This window comes from Nocardia sp. NPDC050697, assembly GCF_040654395.1.
In the GTDB taxonomy this organism is placed as follows: Bacteria; Actinomycetota; Actinomycetes; order Mycobacteriales; family Mycobacteriaceae; genus Nocardia.
Genome location: NZ_JBFAHY010000007.1, coordinates 317,991 through 334,379, shown reverse-complemented (window position 1 = coordinate 334,379; position 16,389 = coordinate 317,991). Strand labels below are relative to the sequence as shown.

General features: G+C 70.4%; 13 protein-coding genes. 8 read left to right on the top strand and 5 right to left on the bottom strand.

Annotated elements, in window-relative coordinates; translation table 11 throughout:
• The first annotated feature begins 15 nt into the window (after positions 1-15).
• Genes AB0H71_RS24875 through AB0H71_RS24865 form a run of 3 tightly spaced genes read left to right on the top strand, consistent with a single transcriptional unit; the run spans position 16 to position 4,075 of the window.
• Positions 16-1,701, top strand: a complete 1,686-nt coding sequence (locus tag AB0H71_RS24875; RefSeq protein ID WP_357025363.1) for an acyl-CoA synthetase — start codon at positions 16-18, stop codon at positions 1,699-1,701.
• Positions 1,698-2,822: a dihydrodipicolinate reductase gene (locus tag AB0H71_RS24870; protein WP_357025360.1), complete on the top strand. Its 1,125-nt coding sequence runs from the start codon at positions 1,698-1,700 to the stop codon at positions 2,820-2,822. Before AB0H71_RS24875 ends, AB0H71_RS24870 begins: the two co-directional genes overlap by 4 nt.
• Positions 2,823-2,848: 26 nt before the next feature.
• Positions 2,849-4,075 carry a cytochrome P450 gene (locus AB0H71_RS24865; RefSeq protein ID WP_357025358.1) on the top strand — a complete coding sequence of 409 codons (1,227 nt, stop codon included), beginning with the start codon at positions 2,849-2,851 and terminating at the stop codon, positions 4,073-4,075.
• Positions 4,076-4,137: 62 nt separating this feature from the next.
• Here the strand turns inward: AB0H71_RS24865 and AB0H71_RS24860 are convergent, their stop codons facing one another.
• A complete protein-coding gene (locus AB0H71_RS24860; protein WP_357025356.1) occupies positions 4,138-5,487 on the bottom strand; it encodes a cytochrome P450 in 1,350 nt (449 codons plus the stop codon).
• 114 nt (positions 5,488-5,601) lie between these two features.
• Between AB0H71_RS24860 and AB0H71_RS24855 the strand changes: the two genes are divergently transcribed.
• The 5 genes from AB0H71_RS24855 to AB0H71_RS24835 all read left to right on the top strand — a co-directional run bounded on the left by AB0H71_RS24855 (position 5,602) and on the right by AB0H71_RS24835 (position 11,334).
• Positions 5,602-6,810 carry an MCE family protein gene (locus tag AB0H71_RS24855; RefSeq protein ID WP_357025353.1) on the top strand — a complete coding sequence of 403 codons (1,209 nt, stop codon included), beginning with the start codon at positions 5,602-5,604 and terminating at the stop codon, positions 6,808-6,810.
• A gap of 16 nt (positions 6,811-6,826) precedes the next feature.
• Positions 6,827-7,669 (top strand): SDR family NAD(P)-dependent oxidoreductase, encoded by an 843-nt coding sequence (locus AB0H71_RS24850; RefSeq protein ID WP_357025351.1) that lies wholly within the window; start codon positions 6,827-6,829, stop codon positions 7,667-7,669.
• Positions 7,670-7,763: 94 nt separating this feature from the next.
• Positions 7,764-9,152, top strand: coding sequence for a glutamate decarboxylase (locus tag AB0H71_RS24845; protein WP_357025348.1), 1,389 nt, complete (start codon positions 7,764-7,766; stop codon positions 9,150-9,152).
• Between the two features lie 538 nt (positions 9,153-9,690).
• Complete coding sequence (locus AB0H71_RS24840) at positions 9,691-11,007, top strand: hypothetical protein (RefSeq protein WP_357025345.1); 1,317 nt, start codon at positions 9,691-9,693, stop codon at positions 11,005-11,007.
• A gap of 30 nt (positions 11,008-11,037) precedes the next feature.
• Positions 11,038-11,334 (top strand): thiamine-binding protein, encoded by a 297-nt coding sequence (locus AB0H71_RS24835; protein WP_357025342.1) that lies wholly within the window; start codon positions 11,038-11,040, stop codon positions 11,332-11,334.
• Positions 11,335-11,346: 12 nt separating this feature from the next.
• Here the strand turns inward: AB0H71_RS24835 and AB0H71_RS24830 are convergent, their stop codons facing one another.
• From AB0H71_RS24830 to AB0H71_RS24815, 4 genes are read right to left on the bottom strand one after another with little or no spacing between them, the layout of a single operon-like run.
• Positions 11,347-13,437 (bottom strand): 5-oxoprolinase/urea amidolyase family protein, encoded by a 2,091-nt coding sequence (locus AB0H71_RS24830; RefSeq protein ID WP_357025339.1) that lies wholly within the window; start codon positions 13,435-13,437, stop codon positions 11,347-11,349.
• Positions 13,434-14,051, bottom strand: coding sequence for an urea amidolyase associated protein UAAP2 (locus AB0H71_RS24825; RefSeq protein ID WP_357025336.1), 618 nt, complete (start codon positions 14,049-14,051; stop codon positions 13,434-13,436). The genes AB0H71_RS24830 and AB0H71_RS24825 overlap by 4 nt, the downstream gene beginning before the upstream one ends.
• A complete protein-coding gene (locus tag AB0H71_RS24820; RefSeq protein ID WP_357025334.1) occupies positions 14,048-14,800 on the bottom strand; it encodes a DUF1989 domain-containing protein in 753 nt (250 codons plus the stop codon). Before AB0H71_RS24820 ends, AB0H71_RS24825 begins: the two co-directional genes overlap by 4 nt.
• A gap of 59 nt (positions 14,801-14,859) precedes the next feature.
• The gene (locus AB0H71_RS24815; protein ID WP_357025331.1) at positions 14,860-16,374 is read right to left on the bottom strand and encodes an amino acid permease; all 1,515 of its coding nucleotides are present in this window, start codon (positions 16,372-16,374) and stop codon (positions 14,860-14,862) included.
• Positions 16,375-16,389: the final 15 nt, after the last annotated feature.

The window sequence follows — 16,389 nt, the reverse complement described above, 5'->3', positions numbered from 1 at the left end:
CGAGACGGAAGCGACATGGCCAACAACTTCGCCGACCTCTTCGAACACGCCGTCGACGCGATGCCGGAGCGCACCGCGCTGATCCAGGGCGACCGCAGGCTCCGCTTCCGCGACCTGGACACCAGGGCGAACCAGCTGGCCCACTACCTGGCCACGCTCGGGGTCGGCACCGGCACCCATGTCGGCTTCCAGATGCACAACAGCATCGAGACCATGGAGACGCTGATCGCCTGCTTCAAGCTCTCCGCGGTCCCGATCAACGTCAACTTCCGCTACGGCCCGGCCGAGCTGACCTACCTCTACGACAACGCCGACCTGGAAGTGCTGCTCTACCACGCCTGTTACGGCGAGCAGGTGCGGGCGGCGCGGCAGGCGGTGCCGGGGCTGCGGCACGTGATCTGCGTGGACGACGATGTGGCGAGCTGGGAGTTCGGCATCGACGCGCTGCGCTACGAAACGGTCATGAAGGCGGGCGCGCCCTGGCGGCCGTTCGCCAACCGCAGCGGTGACGACCTGTTCATGATGTACACCGGCGGCACCACCGGCCTGCCCAAGGGCGTCATGTGGCGCCAGGAGGACATGTGGCGGGTGCTCGGCGGCGGCATCGACTTCTACACCAACGAGTACGTCACCGACGAGTACCAGCAGTCCCGCACCGGCGCCGAGGGCGGCCAGGCGACCTACTTCATCCTGCCGCCGCTCATCCACGCCGCCGCCATGATGCCGACCTTCCTGGCGCTCTGGTGCGGGCACGCGGTGGTCTTCGAGCGCCGCTTCGACCCGGAGCGGGTCTGGCGGCAGGTCGCGCGGGAGCAGCCGAACGTCATCGTGATCACCGGCGACGCCATGGCGCGGCCGCTGATCGACGCCTTCCGGGCGCACCCGGTGGACGTCTCCTCGGTGATCGCCATCGCCTCCGGCGCGGCGCTGCTCACCCAGTCCACCAAGAACGCGCTGCTCGAGCTCTTCCCCGGCGCCGTCATCTCGGACTCCATCGGCTCCTCCGAGACCGGTTTCGGCGGGATCGGCTTCGCCCAGAAGGACGACGACCCGGCCCGTGGGCCGCGGGTCAACACCGGGCGCGGCGCGGTGATCGTGGACGACGAGGGCGTTCCGGTGCCGCCCGGCGCCGAGGGCTGGCTGGCCAAGACCGGCCAGGTGCCGCTCGGCTACTACAAGGACCCGGTCAAGTCGGACAAGCTCTTCAAGACCGTCGACAGCGAGCGCATCGTGATCACCGACGACCGGGCCAGGCGCGAGCAGGACGGCTCGATCACGCTCATCGGCCGCGGCAATATGGTGATCAACACCGGCGGCGAGAAGGTCTTCGCCGAAGAGGTGGAGAGCGTGGTCAAGGCGCATCCCGCGGTCTTCGACGCCACCGTGGTCGCGGTGCCGCACGAGCGCTGGGGGAACACGGTCGCCGCGGTGGTCGCGCTCGCCGAGGGCGCGGAGTTCGACTTCGCCGAGTTCTGCGCGCACACCAGGCAGCACCTGGCGGGGTACAAGATCCCGCGCTCGCTGTGGGTGACGGACAGCGTGGTGCGGGCGCCGAGCGGGAAGCCGGATTACGGGTGGGCGCGGGACCACGTCGCCGAGCGCGAGCCGGACCACCGGGTCCCGGAGTCCGTTGGGGCCACGGAACCTGCCCCGCCCGTCGGCGTCGCCCCCTCCGCCCCGGCCGATGCGGAGCGCCCGTGATCCGGGTGATCCAGTGGGCGACCGGCGGCGTCGGCCGGGCCGCGATCGAGACCATCCTCGACCACCCCGAACTGGAACTCGCCGGTGCCTGGGTACACGGCGCCGACAAGGTCGGCACCGACCTCGGCACCCTGATCGGGCGCGACCCGATCGGGGTCGCGGCGAGCACCGATGCCGAAGCGCTGCTCGCCACCGACGCCGACTGCGTGCTCTACAGCCCGCTCATGGCCGACGGCAAGACGCTGCGCGCCATCCTCGCCTCCGGCAAGAACGTGGTCACCCCGCTCGGCTGGTTCTACCCGGATGCCAAGCAGCGCGAGCGCTACGACGCGCTCTGCCGCGAGCACGGCGTCACCCTGCACGGCACCGGTATCCACCCCGGCGGCATCACCGAGAAGATCCCGCTGGCGCTCACCGCGCTCAGCGGCTCGGTGACGGCGGTGCGCGCGGAGGAGTTCTCCGACATCCGCACCTACGCCGCCCCGGACGTGGTCCGGTACTGGATGAAGTTCGGCGGCACGCCCGAGGAGGCGACCTCGTCCGGCACCGCCGACGCGCTCGGCTCCGGCTACCGGCAGTCGGTGTACATGATCGCCGACGCGCTCGGTGTCGACCTCGACCCCGAGCTGCGGGTCACGCACGAGGCCGCGGTGGCGACCGCCCCCATCGAGTCCCCGATCGGGGTGATCGAGCCGGGGCAGGTCGCCGCGCAGCGGCTGCGCTGGCAGGGCACCGTCGACGGCGAGCCGGTGATCACCGCCGCGGTGAACTGGTTCATGGGCGAGGCCGCGCTGGACCCGCCGTGGGAGTTCGGCGCCGCGGGCGAGCGCTACGAGATCGAGATCGCCGGCGATCCGGGCTCGTTCACCACGATCGCGGGCATGCACGCCCACTCCCGAGACCTCGGTGCGCAGGGTGGAGCGGCCGATCCCGGCGGATCCCGCGCCGTGGAGCGGCATCCCGGCATCGTCGCGACCGCCGCGCACTGCGTGAACAGCATCCCGTACGTCGTCGCCGCCGACCCCGGCGTGCGCACGTACCTCGACCTGCCGCTCACGGCAGGACGAGCCGCCCCGCACCTGCATCGCGCGCACCGGAGCGACCGATCCCCGGCCCGGTGAGCTTTCCCCATCCCCAGGAGGTAGAGATGTCCGCACCCTCGTTGCCCACCGGCTTCGACTTCACCGATCCCGCGCTGTGGGAGAACCGCCGCCCGGTCGAGGAGTTCGCGATGCTGCGCCGCACCGCGCCGGTGTGGTGGAACCCGCAGACCGACGAGAACTCGGGCGGCTTCTTCGACGGCGGGTACTGGGTGGTCAGCAAGCTCGCCGACATCAAGGAGATCTCGCGGCACCCGGAGCTGTACTCCTCGCAGCGCAAGGGCTCGATCATCCGGCTCCCCGGCGACATCACCATCGACCAGATGGAGCTGACCAGCGCGCTGCTGGTGAACATGGACCCGCCCAAGCACTCCAAGATCCGCCGGATCATCTCCAAGGGCTTCACCCCGCGCGCGGTGGAGAGCCTGCGTGCCGCGCTGGCCGAGCGCGCCGACCGGATCGTGCACGCCGCCAAGAAGAACGGCGGCGGCGACTTCGTCGAGCAGGTCGCGGTGGAGCTGCCGCTGCAGGCCATCGCCGAGCTGCTCGGCGTGCCGCAGGAGGATCGGCGCAAGGTCTTCGACTGGTCCAACGCCATGCTCAACTACGACGACCCGGAGTACGGCGACCCGACCGTGGCCTCCGCCGAGATCCTCGGCTACGCCTGGAACATGGCCGAGCAGCGCCGCGCCAGCCCGGCCCACGATATCGTCTCCGAGCTGGTGCAGGCCGATATCGACGGCGAGTCGCTGGCCTCCGACGAGTTCGGCTTCTTCGTCATCCTGCTCGCCGTGGCGGGCAACGAGACCACCCGCAATGCCATCACGCACGGCATGAAGGCCTTCGTCGACCACCCGGAGCAGTGGGAGCGGTACAAGGCCGAGCGGCCCAAGACCGCGCCGGACGAGATCGTCCGCTGGGCCACCCCGGTCACCGTCTTCCAGCGCACCGCGACCCAGGACCTGGAGCTCGGCGGGCAGCAGATCAGGGAGGGCGAGCGGATCGGGCTCTTCTACGGCTCGGCCAACTTCGACGAGGACGGCTTCGAGGCGCCCTTCACCTTCGACATCGGCCGCGACCCCAACCCGCACGTCGGCTTCGGCGGCACCGGAACGCACTACTGCGTCGGCGCCAATCTGGCCCGGCTGGAGATCGATCTGATGTTCAATGCGATCGCGGACGTCATGCCGAATGTCCGCGAGGTGAGCGAGCCGGTGCGGCTGCGCAACGGCTGGATCAACGGCATCAAGAGCTGGCAGGTCGCTTTCGAGTGAACTCGGACCGGAACGAGACGGGGCCCGCCACGCGTCACGCGCGCGGCGGGCCCCGCCTGTTCTCAGCGCTGCCTGCGCCGGTAGCGCACCCGGCACGGCTGCGCCAGCTGCACCACCATCTTGCTGTGGTCGTTGCGGTAGCTCTCCGAGGGCTGCGTCATCTCGAACTCCCAGTCCCGGAGCAGCACCGAGAAGATCGCCTTGAGCTGCATGAGCGCGAACGCCGCGCCCACGCAGCGGTGCCTGCCCGCGCCGAACGGGATCCAGGTCCAGCGATTGACCAGGTCCTCCTGGTTCGGGTCGATGTAGCGGCCCGGGTCGAAGGCGTCCGGGTTCGGGAAGTCCTCCGGCAGCCGGTTCGAGATGGCCGGGGTCGCCGCCACCAGGTCGCCCTCGGTGATCTCGGTGCCGCACACCTCGAAGGCGTCGCGCGCCACCCGCATCAGGATGATGAGCGGCGGGTGCAGCCGCAGCGTCTCCTTGAGCACCGCCTCCAGGTTCGGGATCTGGCGCAGCGCGTTGAAGCTCACCGCCGACCCGTCGGCATACAGCTCGTCCAGCTCCTTCACCACGCCGGAGAGCACCTCCGGGTGCCGGAGCAGCTCGATCACCGACCAGGCGGCGGTGCCCGAGGTGGTGTGGTGCCCGGCAAACATCATGGAGATGAAGATGCCGGTGATCACGCTGGCGTCGAAGCGCGGGTTGCCGTCGTCGTCCGGGACCGAGATCAGCACGTCGAGCAGGTCCCGGTCCTCCTTGCCCGCCGGGTTGGCCCGCCGCTGGTCCATGATGCCCTGCACCAGGTCGACCAGCGCGGCGCGCGCCTCGTCCCGGATCCGGAAGCTCTCGATCGGCAGGTACGGGTCCACGTAGGCGAGCGCGTCGGTGCCGCGCTCCAGCTCGTGGTAGAGCTTGGCGAACCGGATATCCAGCTCCTCGCGGAACTTGGTGCCGATCAGACACGCCGACGAGGTGTAGATGGTGAGCTCGGCGAAGAACTCGAGCAGGTCGATCTCGCCCTCGTCGCCCCAGTTCGCCAGCATCCGCTCGACCTCGCGCTCGATGGTCGCGGCGTGGCCCTTCATCTGGTCGGCGCGCAGCGCGGAGTTGTGCAGCATCTCCTTGCGCCGCTCCGGGCTGGCGTCGAAGACCACGCCCTCGCCGAAGATCGGCTTCATGAACGGGTAGGCCGCGGCCTGGTCCAGGTCCTCGTCGGCGGAGCGGAAGAAGAACTCGTTCGCCTCGGCGCCGGTGAGCAGCAGCACCTTCTTGTCCGCCAGCTGGAACGCGCCGACATCGCCGCACTCCTCGCGGATGCGCTTCATCAGGGCGATCGGGTCGGTGCGGAACTCCTCGAGATGGCCGTGCTCGTGCTCGCCACCGGAGACCCGTCGCGGTTTCACCGGACTCATCGGAAATCCTTCCCCAGGTTGCTGTCCAGACATATGATGGACACCTGTCTGGACAGTACTACGGCCTGCCGGGCCAAGCAAGGAAGAGCGCGCTCGTCCAGCGAGAGGTGAACCATGCAGAAACGCGAGGAAGCGCCGGCGAAGTCGCAGGCCGCTGTGTTCTGGTCGCTGGTCCGCTACAAGGTGGCGGCGCTATCCATGGTCGCTCTGCTACTGGCCGTGGCCGCGCTGGCGCTGGCCATGTTTGCCGGGCGCTTCCAGGACACCGTGGCGCTCACCGTGGAGGCGCCGCGCAGCGGGCTGGTGCTCGACCCGGACGCCAAGGTGCGGGTGCGCGGGGTGGAGATCGGCACGGTCGCCTCGGTGGCGTCGACCGGGGACACCGCCCGGCTGGAGCTGCGGATCGACCCGGAGCAGCTGGAGCTGGTGCCGAGCAATGCCACCGTCGACATCCGCTCGACCACCGTCTTCGGCGCCAAGTACGTGAACTTCGTTGTCCCCGCCGATCCCGCGCCGACCGCCATGCGCCCGGGCACCCTGCTACACGCGTCCGCGGTGACGGTGGAGTTCGACACCCTCTTCCAGCGGCTCAGCCGGCTGCTCGCCGCCGTCGAGCCGGCCAAGCTCAATGCCACGCTGAGCGCCATCGGCCAGGCGCTGGACGGGCGCGGCGCCAAGCTCGGCGAGCTGCTCACCCGCTCCGACGCCTACCTCGCCGAACTCAACCCCAGCCTGCCCGCCCTCGAGCGCGACCTCGCCGCCACCGCCCAGGTCACCGACCTCTACGCCGACACCGCGCCCGACCTGCTGCGCACCGTGGACAACGCCACCGTCACCGCGGGGAGTATTTCCGAGCGTTCACAGGACGTGGACGCCATGCTGCTCGGGCTCATCGGACTGGCCGACACCGGCACCGCCGTACTCGGCGAGAACGAGCGGGCGCTGGTCGAATCCCTTGGTCTGCTCCGCCCCACCGCCGAGTTGCTCTACGAGTACAAGCCGGTGCTGTACTGCCTGGTGGTCGGGATCAACAACGCCATGCCGCTGGCCGAATCGCTCTTCGGCGGCAACAAGCCCGGCGCCTCGTTCTTCGCCAGCTTCATGTACGGCGCCCCCGCCTACAAGTACCCGCAGGACCTGCCCAAGGTGAACGCCACCGGCGGCCCCAACTGCAGCGGCGTGCTGGACCGGGTGCCGAACAGCCACGCCGACTACGTCGTCACCGACACCAACGAGGGCCCGCCCTTCGTGCCGTCCACGCAGATCACCCCCAACCTGCCGTCGGTATTCCGGCTGCTCTTCGCCGGGATGCCCGGCGTCTAGACCTTCGAGGAGATTCATGCCCGAGTTGACCGGCCGCGGTGCCGTAGTGGTCGGCGGTACCAGCGGGATCGGCCGAGCCGTCGCCGCCGCGCTGGCCGCCGAGGGGGCCGGGGTGGTGGTGAACGGACGCGATGCCTCCGCTGTCGATCGCGTTGCTTCCGAGCTCGGTGCTGTCGGCGTGCCCGGGTCGGCCGCCGCGGTGGCCGAACAGCTGATCGCTACCTGCGTCGCGGAGTTCGGTGCCGTCGACGTGCTGGTCAACTGCGCCGGGATCGCGGAGCCGGAGGGGTCCTCGATCCTCGCGGTCGGTTCGGGGGAGTGGCGCACCCTCCTCGACTCGCATCTGGAGACCGTCTTCGCCACCTGCCGCGCCGCCGCACCCCCGATGGTGGCTCAGGGCCGCGGAACCATCATCAACACCAGCTCCTTCGCCTACCTCGGCGACTACGGCGGCACCGGCTACGCCGCGGGCAAGGGCGCGGTGACCAGCCTGACCCTCGCCATCGCCGCCGAACTCCGCGAACACGGCGTCCGCGCCAACGTCGTCTGCCCCGGTGCGCGCACCCGCCTCTCCACCGGGGACGCCTACGAAGCCAAGATCCACGAATTGCACCGCCGCGGAATGCTCGACGAGCTCTCCACCCAGGGCGCCCTCGACGCCCCGCCCCCGGAGTACGCCGCCCAGCTCTACCGCTACCTCGCCACCGACCGCGCCAAGGACATCACCGGCCAGGTCTTCATCGCCGCGGGCAATTTCGTCGGCCGCTTCGAGCGCCCCACCCCCAGCATCGTCGCCTACCGCGACCACAACGGTGAGCCGCCCTGGACGCTGGACGAGCTGGAGCGCAAGGTCCACTGACCCGGCACGCCGGGTAGCGCGGAAGCGGGGAACGGCGGCGACCTGCGGATACGCTGGGCGCACCGGATCGCCCGGCCGAGAGGCAGGAGCCGCTATGCCGCTGTCGCACCCGTCCGACCCGCACCCCCGCCGGCCGAAGGAGGTGGCGGTCAACCCGGTGTTCACCAGGGAGCCGATCACCGTGCCGCGGGACCGCATGCCGGAGGGGGAGCTGGACTGCGAGGTCGCGTACCAGGTGGTGCACGACGAGCTCATGCTGGACGGCAATGCCCGGCTCAACCTGGCGACCTTCGTGACCACGTGGATGGAGCCCGCCGCGCAGGAACTCATGCGCGAGTGCTTCGACAAGAACATGATCGACAAGGATGAGTACCCACGCACCGCGGAGCTGGAGCAGCGCTGCGTGCACATGCTCGCCGACCTGTGGAACGCCCCCGATCCGGCGACCGCGCCGGGCTGTTCCACCACCGGCTCGAGCGAGGCGTGCATGCTGGCCGGGCTCGCGCTCAAGCGCCGATGGCAGCAGCGCCGCAGGGCGGCCGGGCTCTCGGCCGAGCGGCCGAACCTGGTGATGGGCGGGAATGTCCAGGTGTGCTGGGAGAAGTTCGCCAACTACTGGGACGTCGAGGCCCGGCTGGTGCCGATGCAGGGCGACCGCTATCACCTGACCGCTGAGGCCGCGCTCCCGTACTGCGACGAGAACACCATCGGCGTGGTCGCCATCCTCGGCTCCACCTTCGACGGCAGCTACGAGCCGGTCGCCGAGATCTGCGCCGCGCTGGACCAGCTCGAGCAAGACAAGGGCTGGAACATCCCGGTGCACGTGGACGGCGCATCCGGCGCCATGATCGCCCCCTTCTGCGACCCGGACCTGGAGTGGGACTTCCGCCTCCCGCGCGTCGCCTCGATCAATACCTCCGGCCACAAGTACGGCCTGGTGTACCCGGGCGTCGGCTGGGTGCTCTGGCGCGACACCCCCGCGCTCCCCGACGACCTCATCTTCCGCGTCAACTACCTCGGCGGCGAGATGCCCACCTTCGCGCTCAACTTCTCCCGCCCCGGCGCCCAGGTGGTGGCCCAGTACTACACCTTCCTGCGGCTCGGCCGCGCCGGCTACACCCGCATCCAGCGGTACTGCCGCGAGGTCGCCACCGAGCTGGCCGGGCGGATCGCCGCGCTCGGCCCCTTCCGCCTGCTCACCGACGGCAGCGAGCTCCCGGTCTTCGCCTTCACCCTCGCCGACGGCGAAACCGGCTACTCGGTCTTCGACGTCTCCGCCGCGCTGCGCGAACACGGCTGGCTGGTCCCCGCCTACACCTTCCCCGCCGACCGGGAGGATCTCGCGGCGCTGCGCATCGTGGTGCGCAACGGTTTCACCCACGATCTCGCCGGGTTGCTGCTGGAGGCGCTCGAGCAGGTCATGCCGCGGTTGCGGGCCCAGGAGCGGCCGCAGCACGACACCGCCGGTTTCGCGCACACCTGACTTCGGCCGATCGTGCTACTCCCACAATCTTGCGCAAGGCAGGGGCGGCAAACCCGGATGGATATCGTCATCCACGGTCACAATGACTTCCGGGAAGGATGGCGCCAATTCGTCGGAGACATCTCGTGCGTGTTCGGCGCCGGCGATGAAGTCCAAGCTCAGGGGCCCGGACTCGATATGTATGTGTCGGATTCGAGCAGGCGAATTCTCTGTGGACATCGAGCTGAAAGCCTCCGAGTACAGTGCGCCGCTGAAGGACGGAGATACCCGGCACCGAGGGCTTTCGCCACCGGCCCGCCGCACCGCAGGGCAGTCGGTGCGCCCGACTCGATTTCAGGCGTCTCCCCGGTGCCGGGTATCGGGATTTACCCTGCCGGGCAGCGTGTTTCGGGCGAAGTACGCACTGTTGCGCTAGCGTTGGCGCGTCGTTCGCGTTCGCCCGGCTCGAAGAGTGGTGACGTAGGGGGAAGATGTGGTCAGAGGGCGGGCGTGGACCGGATTCGAAGCCGTAGCGCTACAGGAAGCTATGCGTTGTTCGGTGCGGGATTTCGCCGCTCTGCTCGGAGTCGAAATCACGACCGTCGCGAACTGGCGTCGCGGACTCGGCACGGTCGTGCCGCGTCCGGGCACGCAGGCGATTCTCGACACCGCCTACGCGCAACGCGCGACCGCCGATGACCGGACCCGGTTCGAGCAGATCGTCGCCGAAGGCCAAGCCGCCTGGCAGGCGCGGCGGCGCGGTGGCAGGAAGTCCACACCGGCCGGGCCCGCCTGGTCGTCCTATGATGAAGCGACAGGGTCCCGAGCGCTTCAGGCGGAAGATGTGCGACGCAACGACTTCCTGCGGGGGATGCTCGCCGTGTCGGCAACAATGCTCAGCGACGAGATGATCGCAGCCGCCGCAGACCCGCTCGACCAGCTTCCCGCTCGCGTCGGGATGGCTCACGTGCAGCGGGTATCGGCATGGGCGTCGGTCTTCCGTTCCGCTGACGATTCGGGCCTGCCGGTCGGCGACGAGATGGTGCAACAGGTGCGCGCCGTAGCCGGTTACCTGCGAATGGAAATGCCGCAGCCGCTGCATCGGGCGATGCACGAAGCAGCGGGGACGTTGTTTCGTGTCGTCGGCTGGGCGCACTACGATCGCGGCAATCACGCTGCGGCGAAGGCCAGCTTCCACGCTGGATGGCACTGCGCTGAACAGTCCGATGCCTGGTGGCTTCGGGCCGCCGTGCTGACCTGTCTGGCGCGGCAGGCCATCTTCCTCGGTCAGGCCGACGAGGCCCTGACGATGCTCGGCATGGCCGGTATGCGGCCCGATCGGCTGTCGCTGTTACGTCGCGCCGACATCGCGGCGGTACAAGCTCGCGCCTTCGGTCAGCTCGGTAATGCCGTCGAATGCCTGCGGGCTGTCGAGCACGCCGAGCAGCTGTTCGCCGAATCCCGGGGCGATGACCACCCGGATATCGACCACGAAGGCTTCGGCACCTACTACAGCGACGCCATGCTTCGAGGCGATGCCGCCCAGGGCGTATTCGATCTGGCTTACCGGCGAGAGACCGAAGTCGAGCGAACTGTCGCCAGGCTGCGCGTCGCACTCACTCTTCCCGACGAACAGATTCGCTCGAGACGACTCGGCCTGATGCAACTGTCCGCCTTGCAGCTTCGGCACGGTGACGGTGACGAGGGGGTGCTACTCGGACGGCAAGCGCTCGGCGATGCCGTCGGAACCGGCTCCGCTCGAATCATCGACGGACTTCGAGTTGTCCGGCAGGCAGCCGAACACGCTCAGCAAAGGCAGGTGATCGGTGCCGCCGAACTCCACCGCGACATCGCCGATCTCCTCCGCGCCTCGTAGCCACGAAGACCAGCGAAGGAGGAGGCACAGGTGATCATCGCGTTCTCGGTCACGCCCATGGGGACCGGCGAAAGCGTCGGTGCCGGAGTTGCCGAAGCGGTGCGGGTCATCCGCGCCAGCGGGTTACCCAACGAAACCAATGCTCTGTTCACCACCATCGAGGGAGAGTGGGGCGAGGTGATGGCGGTGATCAAGCAGGCCATCGACGCCGTGCTGGTCGTCGCGCCGCGGGCCGGCATCGTCCTGAAGGGTGATATCCGGCCCGGCGTCACCGATGCGATGACCGGGAAGGTCGAATCGATCGAGCGGCACCTGGGCGCAAGCTGATCATCGCCAACCCTAGAGCTCACCCGCCCGCCGCCACGACTCCCGCTCGGCCCCGAATGCCTCCGCCTGCCGCCCCCGGAACTCCGCGATCGACTCCGCCTCGGCGTCCAGGAACCCCCGGTACTCGGCGAGCGAGAAGTGCCCGTCCTCGGTGCGCACGTCGCCGTTGAAGTCGGCGCGCAGGTCGAGGAGTTCGTCCGCTTCGACCGGGTACCAGCGGATCCGGTCGAAGAAGCGCAGCATCCAGGGGTCGTCGGAGCCGGTGGCGCGGTGGTTCCAGACCTGGGTGGTGCGGCCGACGAACTGGTATCCACCCGGCCCCTCCATGCCGTAGATGCACATATAGGCGCCGCCGATGCCGACGGCGTTCTCCGGGGTCCAGGTGCGGGCGGGGTTGTACTTGGTGGTGACCAGGCGGTGCCGGGGATCGGTGGGCGTCGCAACCGGCGCGCCGAGGTAGACGTCGCCCAACCCGAGCACCAGGTACTCGGCGTCGAAGACGGTGTCGTACACCTCGTGGACCGTCTCCAGACCGTTCACCCTCCGGATGAACTCGATGTTCCACGGGCACCAGGGCGCGTCGGCGCGCACGCCGTGCATGTAGCGGGTGATGGCCTCGCGGGTGGCGGGGTCGTCCCAGGAGAGCGGGAGGTGCACGGTGCGGCTCGGCACCACCAGGTCGCCCGCGGCGGGGATAGCGGTCTCCGCCTCGGCGAGCAGGTCGAGCAGCAGGGGGACCGGGAGCACCGCGGGATCGGTGCGGATCTGGAGCGAGCGGATGCCCGGGGTGAGCTCGGTGATGCCGCGCGGGCGGTCGGTGTTCAGGTGCTCGTACAGCGCGTGCACCCGGGCGCGGAGCGCGAGATCCAGGGTCATTTCGCCGTATTCGACCAAAACGCCGTCATCACCCGCGCGCCGGTACGTCACCGAGGTCTCGTCGTCGACGTGGCCGCGGCGCAGCACCCCGTCGTCGCCGTCGCCACCGGTGCTGAGCACGATCGGGAAGCCGGCGCGGCGTTCCCGGCCCAGCTCGCGCAGCGGGGCGGTGGTCGCGCCGCGCACCGGGACGAAGCGCACGGTGTCGCCGGGGGCGAGCTGGCCCAGCTTCCAGCGGTCGGCGGCGGTCACCGTGACCGGGCAGACGAAGCCGCCGAGGCTGGGCCCGTCCGGGCCGAGCAGGATCGGGGTGTCGCCGGTGAAGTCGAGCGCGCCGACGGAATAGGGGGTGTCGTGGATATTGGACGGGTGCAGCCCGGCCTCGCCGCCGTCCGGGCGGGCCCACCCCGGTTTCGGGCCGATCAGCCGGACGCCGGTGCGGTCGGAGTTGAAGTGCACCTCGTAGGGGGTCGCGTAGAGGGTGTCGATATCGGCGCGGGTGAAGAACTCCGGCGCGCCGTGCGGCCCCTCGGTGACGGCGAGCTGCCAGTGCCGGGTGAGCGCGGGCTGGTGCTCCATCGGCACCGCCCCGGTGGGCGTGCTCGCCGGCTCGCCCAGCGGCAGGAGCTCGCCCGCGCGCAGGATGCCGCCGGTGCTGCCGCCGAACTTGCCGAGCGTGAAGGTCGCCGCGCTGCCGAGGTATTCGGGCAGCTCGAGCCCGCCCGCGAGCAGCACGTAGACCCGCAGCCCGGGTCCGGTGACCGCCCCGACCTCGAGCGTGCCGCCCGCGGGCACCGTCACCGCGCGCCATTGCGGGACCGGCTCGCCGTCCACGGTGACGGGGGCGGGGGCGCCGGTCACGCAGACCGCGGTGGCGCGGTCGAAGCGCAGCGCCGGTCCGGCGAGCGTGCACTCCAGCCCGGCCGCGCCCTCGGGGTTCCCGACCGCCCGGTTGCCGAGCCGGAACGACAGATCGTCCATCGGGCCGGAGGGCGGCACACCGACGTGCCAGTAGCCGGTGCGGCCCGGCCAGTCCTGAATGGTGGTCAGCGGCCCGGGCCGCTCGACGGTCACCGTGGCGGGTGCCACCTGCTCGACACCGGTCTCCCGCTCGTCGCCGACCGTCCGCGCCGCCTCGGCGGCAGGCGCCCCGACCACCGCGTGCGGCCGGTGCCGTACACCGGGTTGCGCGATCGCGGCCGCCACCGGCTCGGTGAATACGCTCATCGGGTCACCACCATGCGCACCGGCGTCGGGTCGAAACCATTGCACGGGTTGTTGATCTGCGGGCAGTTGGAGACCAGCACCAGGGTGTCGATCTCGGCGCGCAGCGTCACCGATTTGCCGGGCGCGGAGAGCCCGTCCACGATGCCGAGCGTGCCGTCCGGCTCCACCGGGACGTTCATGAACCAGTTGATGTTCGAGACCAGGTCGCGCTTGCCGAGCCCCCACCGCAGCGCCTCGGTGAGGAAGTTCTCCACGCAGGCGTGCTGGTGCCTGGTGTGCTGGCCGTAGCGCAGCGTGTTCGACTCCTGCGAGCAGGCGCCGGCCAGGGTGTCGTGGTTGCCGACCTCGTCGGCGAGCACCGTCATGAGCGCGGCGCCGGAGTCGGTGCGCAGCACGCTGCCGGTGGTCAGGAAGATATTGCGCTGCGCCGCCACGGTGGCCTGCGCGCTGTAGCGCTCGCCGGTGGGGTCGGCGGCGGAGTAGAGCAGGCAGTCGACGGCCTGGTTGCCGTGCAGGTCGATGATCCGGAGCTGCTCGCCTGCCCTGACCACGGTGGACCAGGGGGCGCAGGCGGCGACGGTCTCGTCGAGGACGAGTGTTTCGGTGCTGGTCATGCCGGGACCCCCTGGTTGCGGGCGGCGTTCCAGGCCGCCTCGGTGTTGTCGACGGCCCGCAGGTACTCCGGGTCCGGGTTCGGGTGCGGTGCGAGATCGCCCGGCGCGGCCCAGGCGACGACGTCGAGCTCGGCGGCGGGGCGCTCGTCCAGCGGGTGGCCGCCGGACGCGAGCAGCAGGGTGACCGGCAGGTGCACGACGAGGTCGAGCGCGGCGCCGGGCGCGGCGCTGCCGGTGCTGGTCAGCCCGCCGTCGGCGGCCACCCGGACCCCGCGGAAGAAGGAGAGCGTCGGCCCCACATCGGCGGGCGCGAGCCCGTGCTTGGCCGCGCCGAGCCGCAGGGCCTGCCTGACCTCGGGGGTCGGGCCGCAGAGCGCGTCGTGGTGGCCGGAGGTGTCGGCGAGCACGGTGGCCAGTACCCGGCCCTGATCGGAGAGGAGCGGGTGGCCGGGGCCGAGGTACGCCTGCCACGGCACCTTCAGGGTGTCGGCGACGTTCAGCCGCTCCCACGGCGCCTCCGCGCGGAAGAGCAGCAGGTGGGCGCAGGCGGCGCCGGTGGGGTCGGTGAGGCGGATCCTGGTGCCGCGGCCGAGCACTCGCGTCAGGTAGCCGCCCGCCGGGACGCGGTCGCGGAGCACGACCTGCGCGGGGTCGATGCCCGCGGGCAGCTCGGGTTCGGGAAGCGCCGCGTTGGCCGCTTGGGCGCGGGCGTGCGCCCTGGCGGCCGTGGTCGAATCGGTGCTGGTCATCGAGGCTCCTGTGCTTCGGAGGGCGGCGGTGGCGACCGGCATCGCCACCGCCGCGCGGATCAGGGGACGAGTTCGGGGGCGGGCTTGCCGGCGACCGTGCGGTAGATCGCGAAGCCCACGCCGACGGCGAGCAGCACGAAGAGCGGTGCGGCCCAGAGCATCCACCAGGAGCCGCCCTCCGGCGTGTACACCTCGGCCCGCGGCCAGGCCAGGTTCACCGTCATGGCGATGCCCCAGAGCACCGCGAGCAGGTTCACCGGAATCCCGAAGCGGCCGAGCCCGAACAGCCCCGGCTCGCTCTGCCAGCCGCGGAACCGGCGCACCAGCAGCGGCGTCGTCACCAGCAGGTAGGCCAGGTAGAGGGTGGCGATGCCGACGCTGGCCAGGGTGGCGAAGATGGCCGAGTTGCCCAGGTTCAGCACCAGCAGCGCGATCCCGACGGCGCCGATCACGAGGGCGGGCAGCACCGGCGTGCCGTACCGCGGGTGCACCGCGGCGAGCGCCTTGGCGAAGGGCAGCTTGCCGTCCCGCGCCATGGAGAAGAGCAGCCGGGAGCCGGCGGTCTGCACGGCCAGCGTGCACACCATGATCGCCACCGCGACGCAGCCGAGCAGCACCGTGCCCGCCGGGCTGTCCAGCTTGGCGGTCAGCACGTAGGCGAGCCCGCCCTCGGCGAGCGCGCCGTCGTCCAGGCTCGGCGCCGCCATCAGCGCGCCGACCAGGATGAGCCCGCCGCCCAGCGCGGAGGCGGTGAGCGCGGTGAGGATGGTGCGCGGCGCCACCCGGCGCGGGTTCTTGGTCTCCTCGGAGAGCTCACCGGCCGAGTCGAAGCCGACCATGACGTACGCCGCCATCAGCCCGGAGATCAGGAAGGCCATCCAGTACGGCCCCTCCACCGCCTGCGAGGTGTCGAAGACGACGTCCGGCCCGCGCTCGGCGCCGGTGAAGAAGAGCGCGATGATGGCGAGCACGCCGACGATCTCGATGGTCACGCCGATCGAGTTGATCCGGGCCATCAGGTCGATGCCGATGACATTGATCGCCGTCGTCACCACCAGCAGCGCACTGCCGAGCAGCACCGCGTTCATGGCGCCGTCGTGCGAGGTCAGCGCGGTGTCGGTGCCGATGATCTGGAAGCCGCTCCAGATGCTCGGCAGCACCACCTGCAGCGCGATCGCCGCGGCCGCCGCGGTGACGATCTGCGCGATGATCATCAGCCAGCCGGCGAACCAGCCCACCGCCTCGCCCGCCAGCCGCCGCGACCACTGGTAGATACAGCCCGAGATGGGGTAGCGGGCGGCCAGCTCGGCGAAGTTCAGCGCCACCAGGAACTGGCCCGCGAAGACCAGCGGCCAGGTCCAGAAGAAGGCCGCGCCGCCGAAGGAGTAGCCGAAGGCGAAGAACTGGAAGATCGTGGTGAGGATGGAGACGAACGAGAAGCCCGCCGCGAACGAGGCGTACCGGCCCAGCTTGCGGTGCAGCACCGGTTCGTAGCCGAACGTCGCGAGGTCGGCGCCGTCGCGGGTGTCGGACGGCGGGTTCCCGGGGGCGGTGGGTTCCAGGGTGGTGGCCATGATCGGTTCCTTCGG

Coding starts and splice junctions, on each gene's coding strand:
- AB0H71_RS24875 (WP_357025363.1), top strand. CDS start 16: ATGGCCAACAACTTCGCCGACCTCTTCGAACACGCCGTCGACGCGATG.
- AB0H71_RS24865 (WP_357025358.1), top strand. CDS start 2,849: ATGTCCGCACCCTCGTTGCCCACCGGCTTCGACTTCACCGATCCCGCG.
- AB0H71_RS24860 (WP_357025356.1), bottom strand. CDS start 5,487: ATGAGTCCGGTGAAACCGCGACGGGTCTCCGGTGGCGAGCACGAGCAC.
- AB0H71_RS24855 (WP_357025353.1), top strand. CDS start 5,602: ATGCAGAAACGCGAGGAAGCGCCGGCGAAGTCGCAGGCCGCTGTGTTC.
- AB0H71_RS24850 (WP_357025351.1), top strand. CDS start 6,827: ATGCCCGAGTTGACCGGCCGCGGTGCCGTAGTGGTCGGCGGTACCAGC.
- AB0H71_RS24845 (WP_357025348.1), top strand. CDS start 7,764: ATGCCGCTGTCGCACCCGTCCGACCCGCACCCCCGCCGGCCGAAGGAG.
- AB0H71_RS24830 (WP_357025339.1), bottom strand. CDS start 13,437: ATGAGCGTATTCACCGAGCCGGTGGCGGCCGCGATCGCGCAACCCGGT.
- AB0H71_RS24825 (WP_357025336.1), bottom strand. CDS start 14,051: ATGACCAGCACCGAAACACTCGTCCTCGACGAGACCGTCGCCGCCTGC.
- AB0H71_RS24820 (WP_357025334.1), bottom strand. CDS start 14,800: ATGACCAGCACCGATTCGACCACGGCCGCCAGGGCGCACGCCCGCGCC.
- AB0H71_RS24815 (WP_357025331.1), bottom strand. CDS start 16,374: ATGGCCACCACCCTGGAACCCACCGCCCCCGGGAACCCGCCGTCCGAC.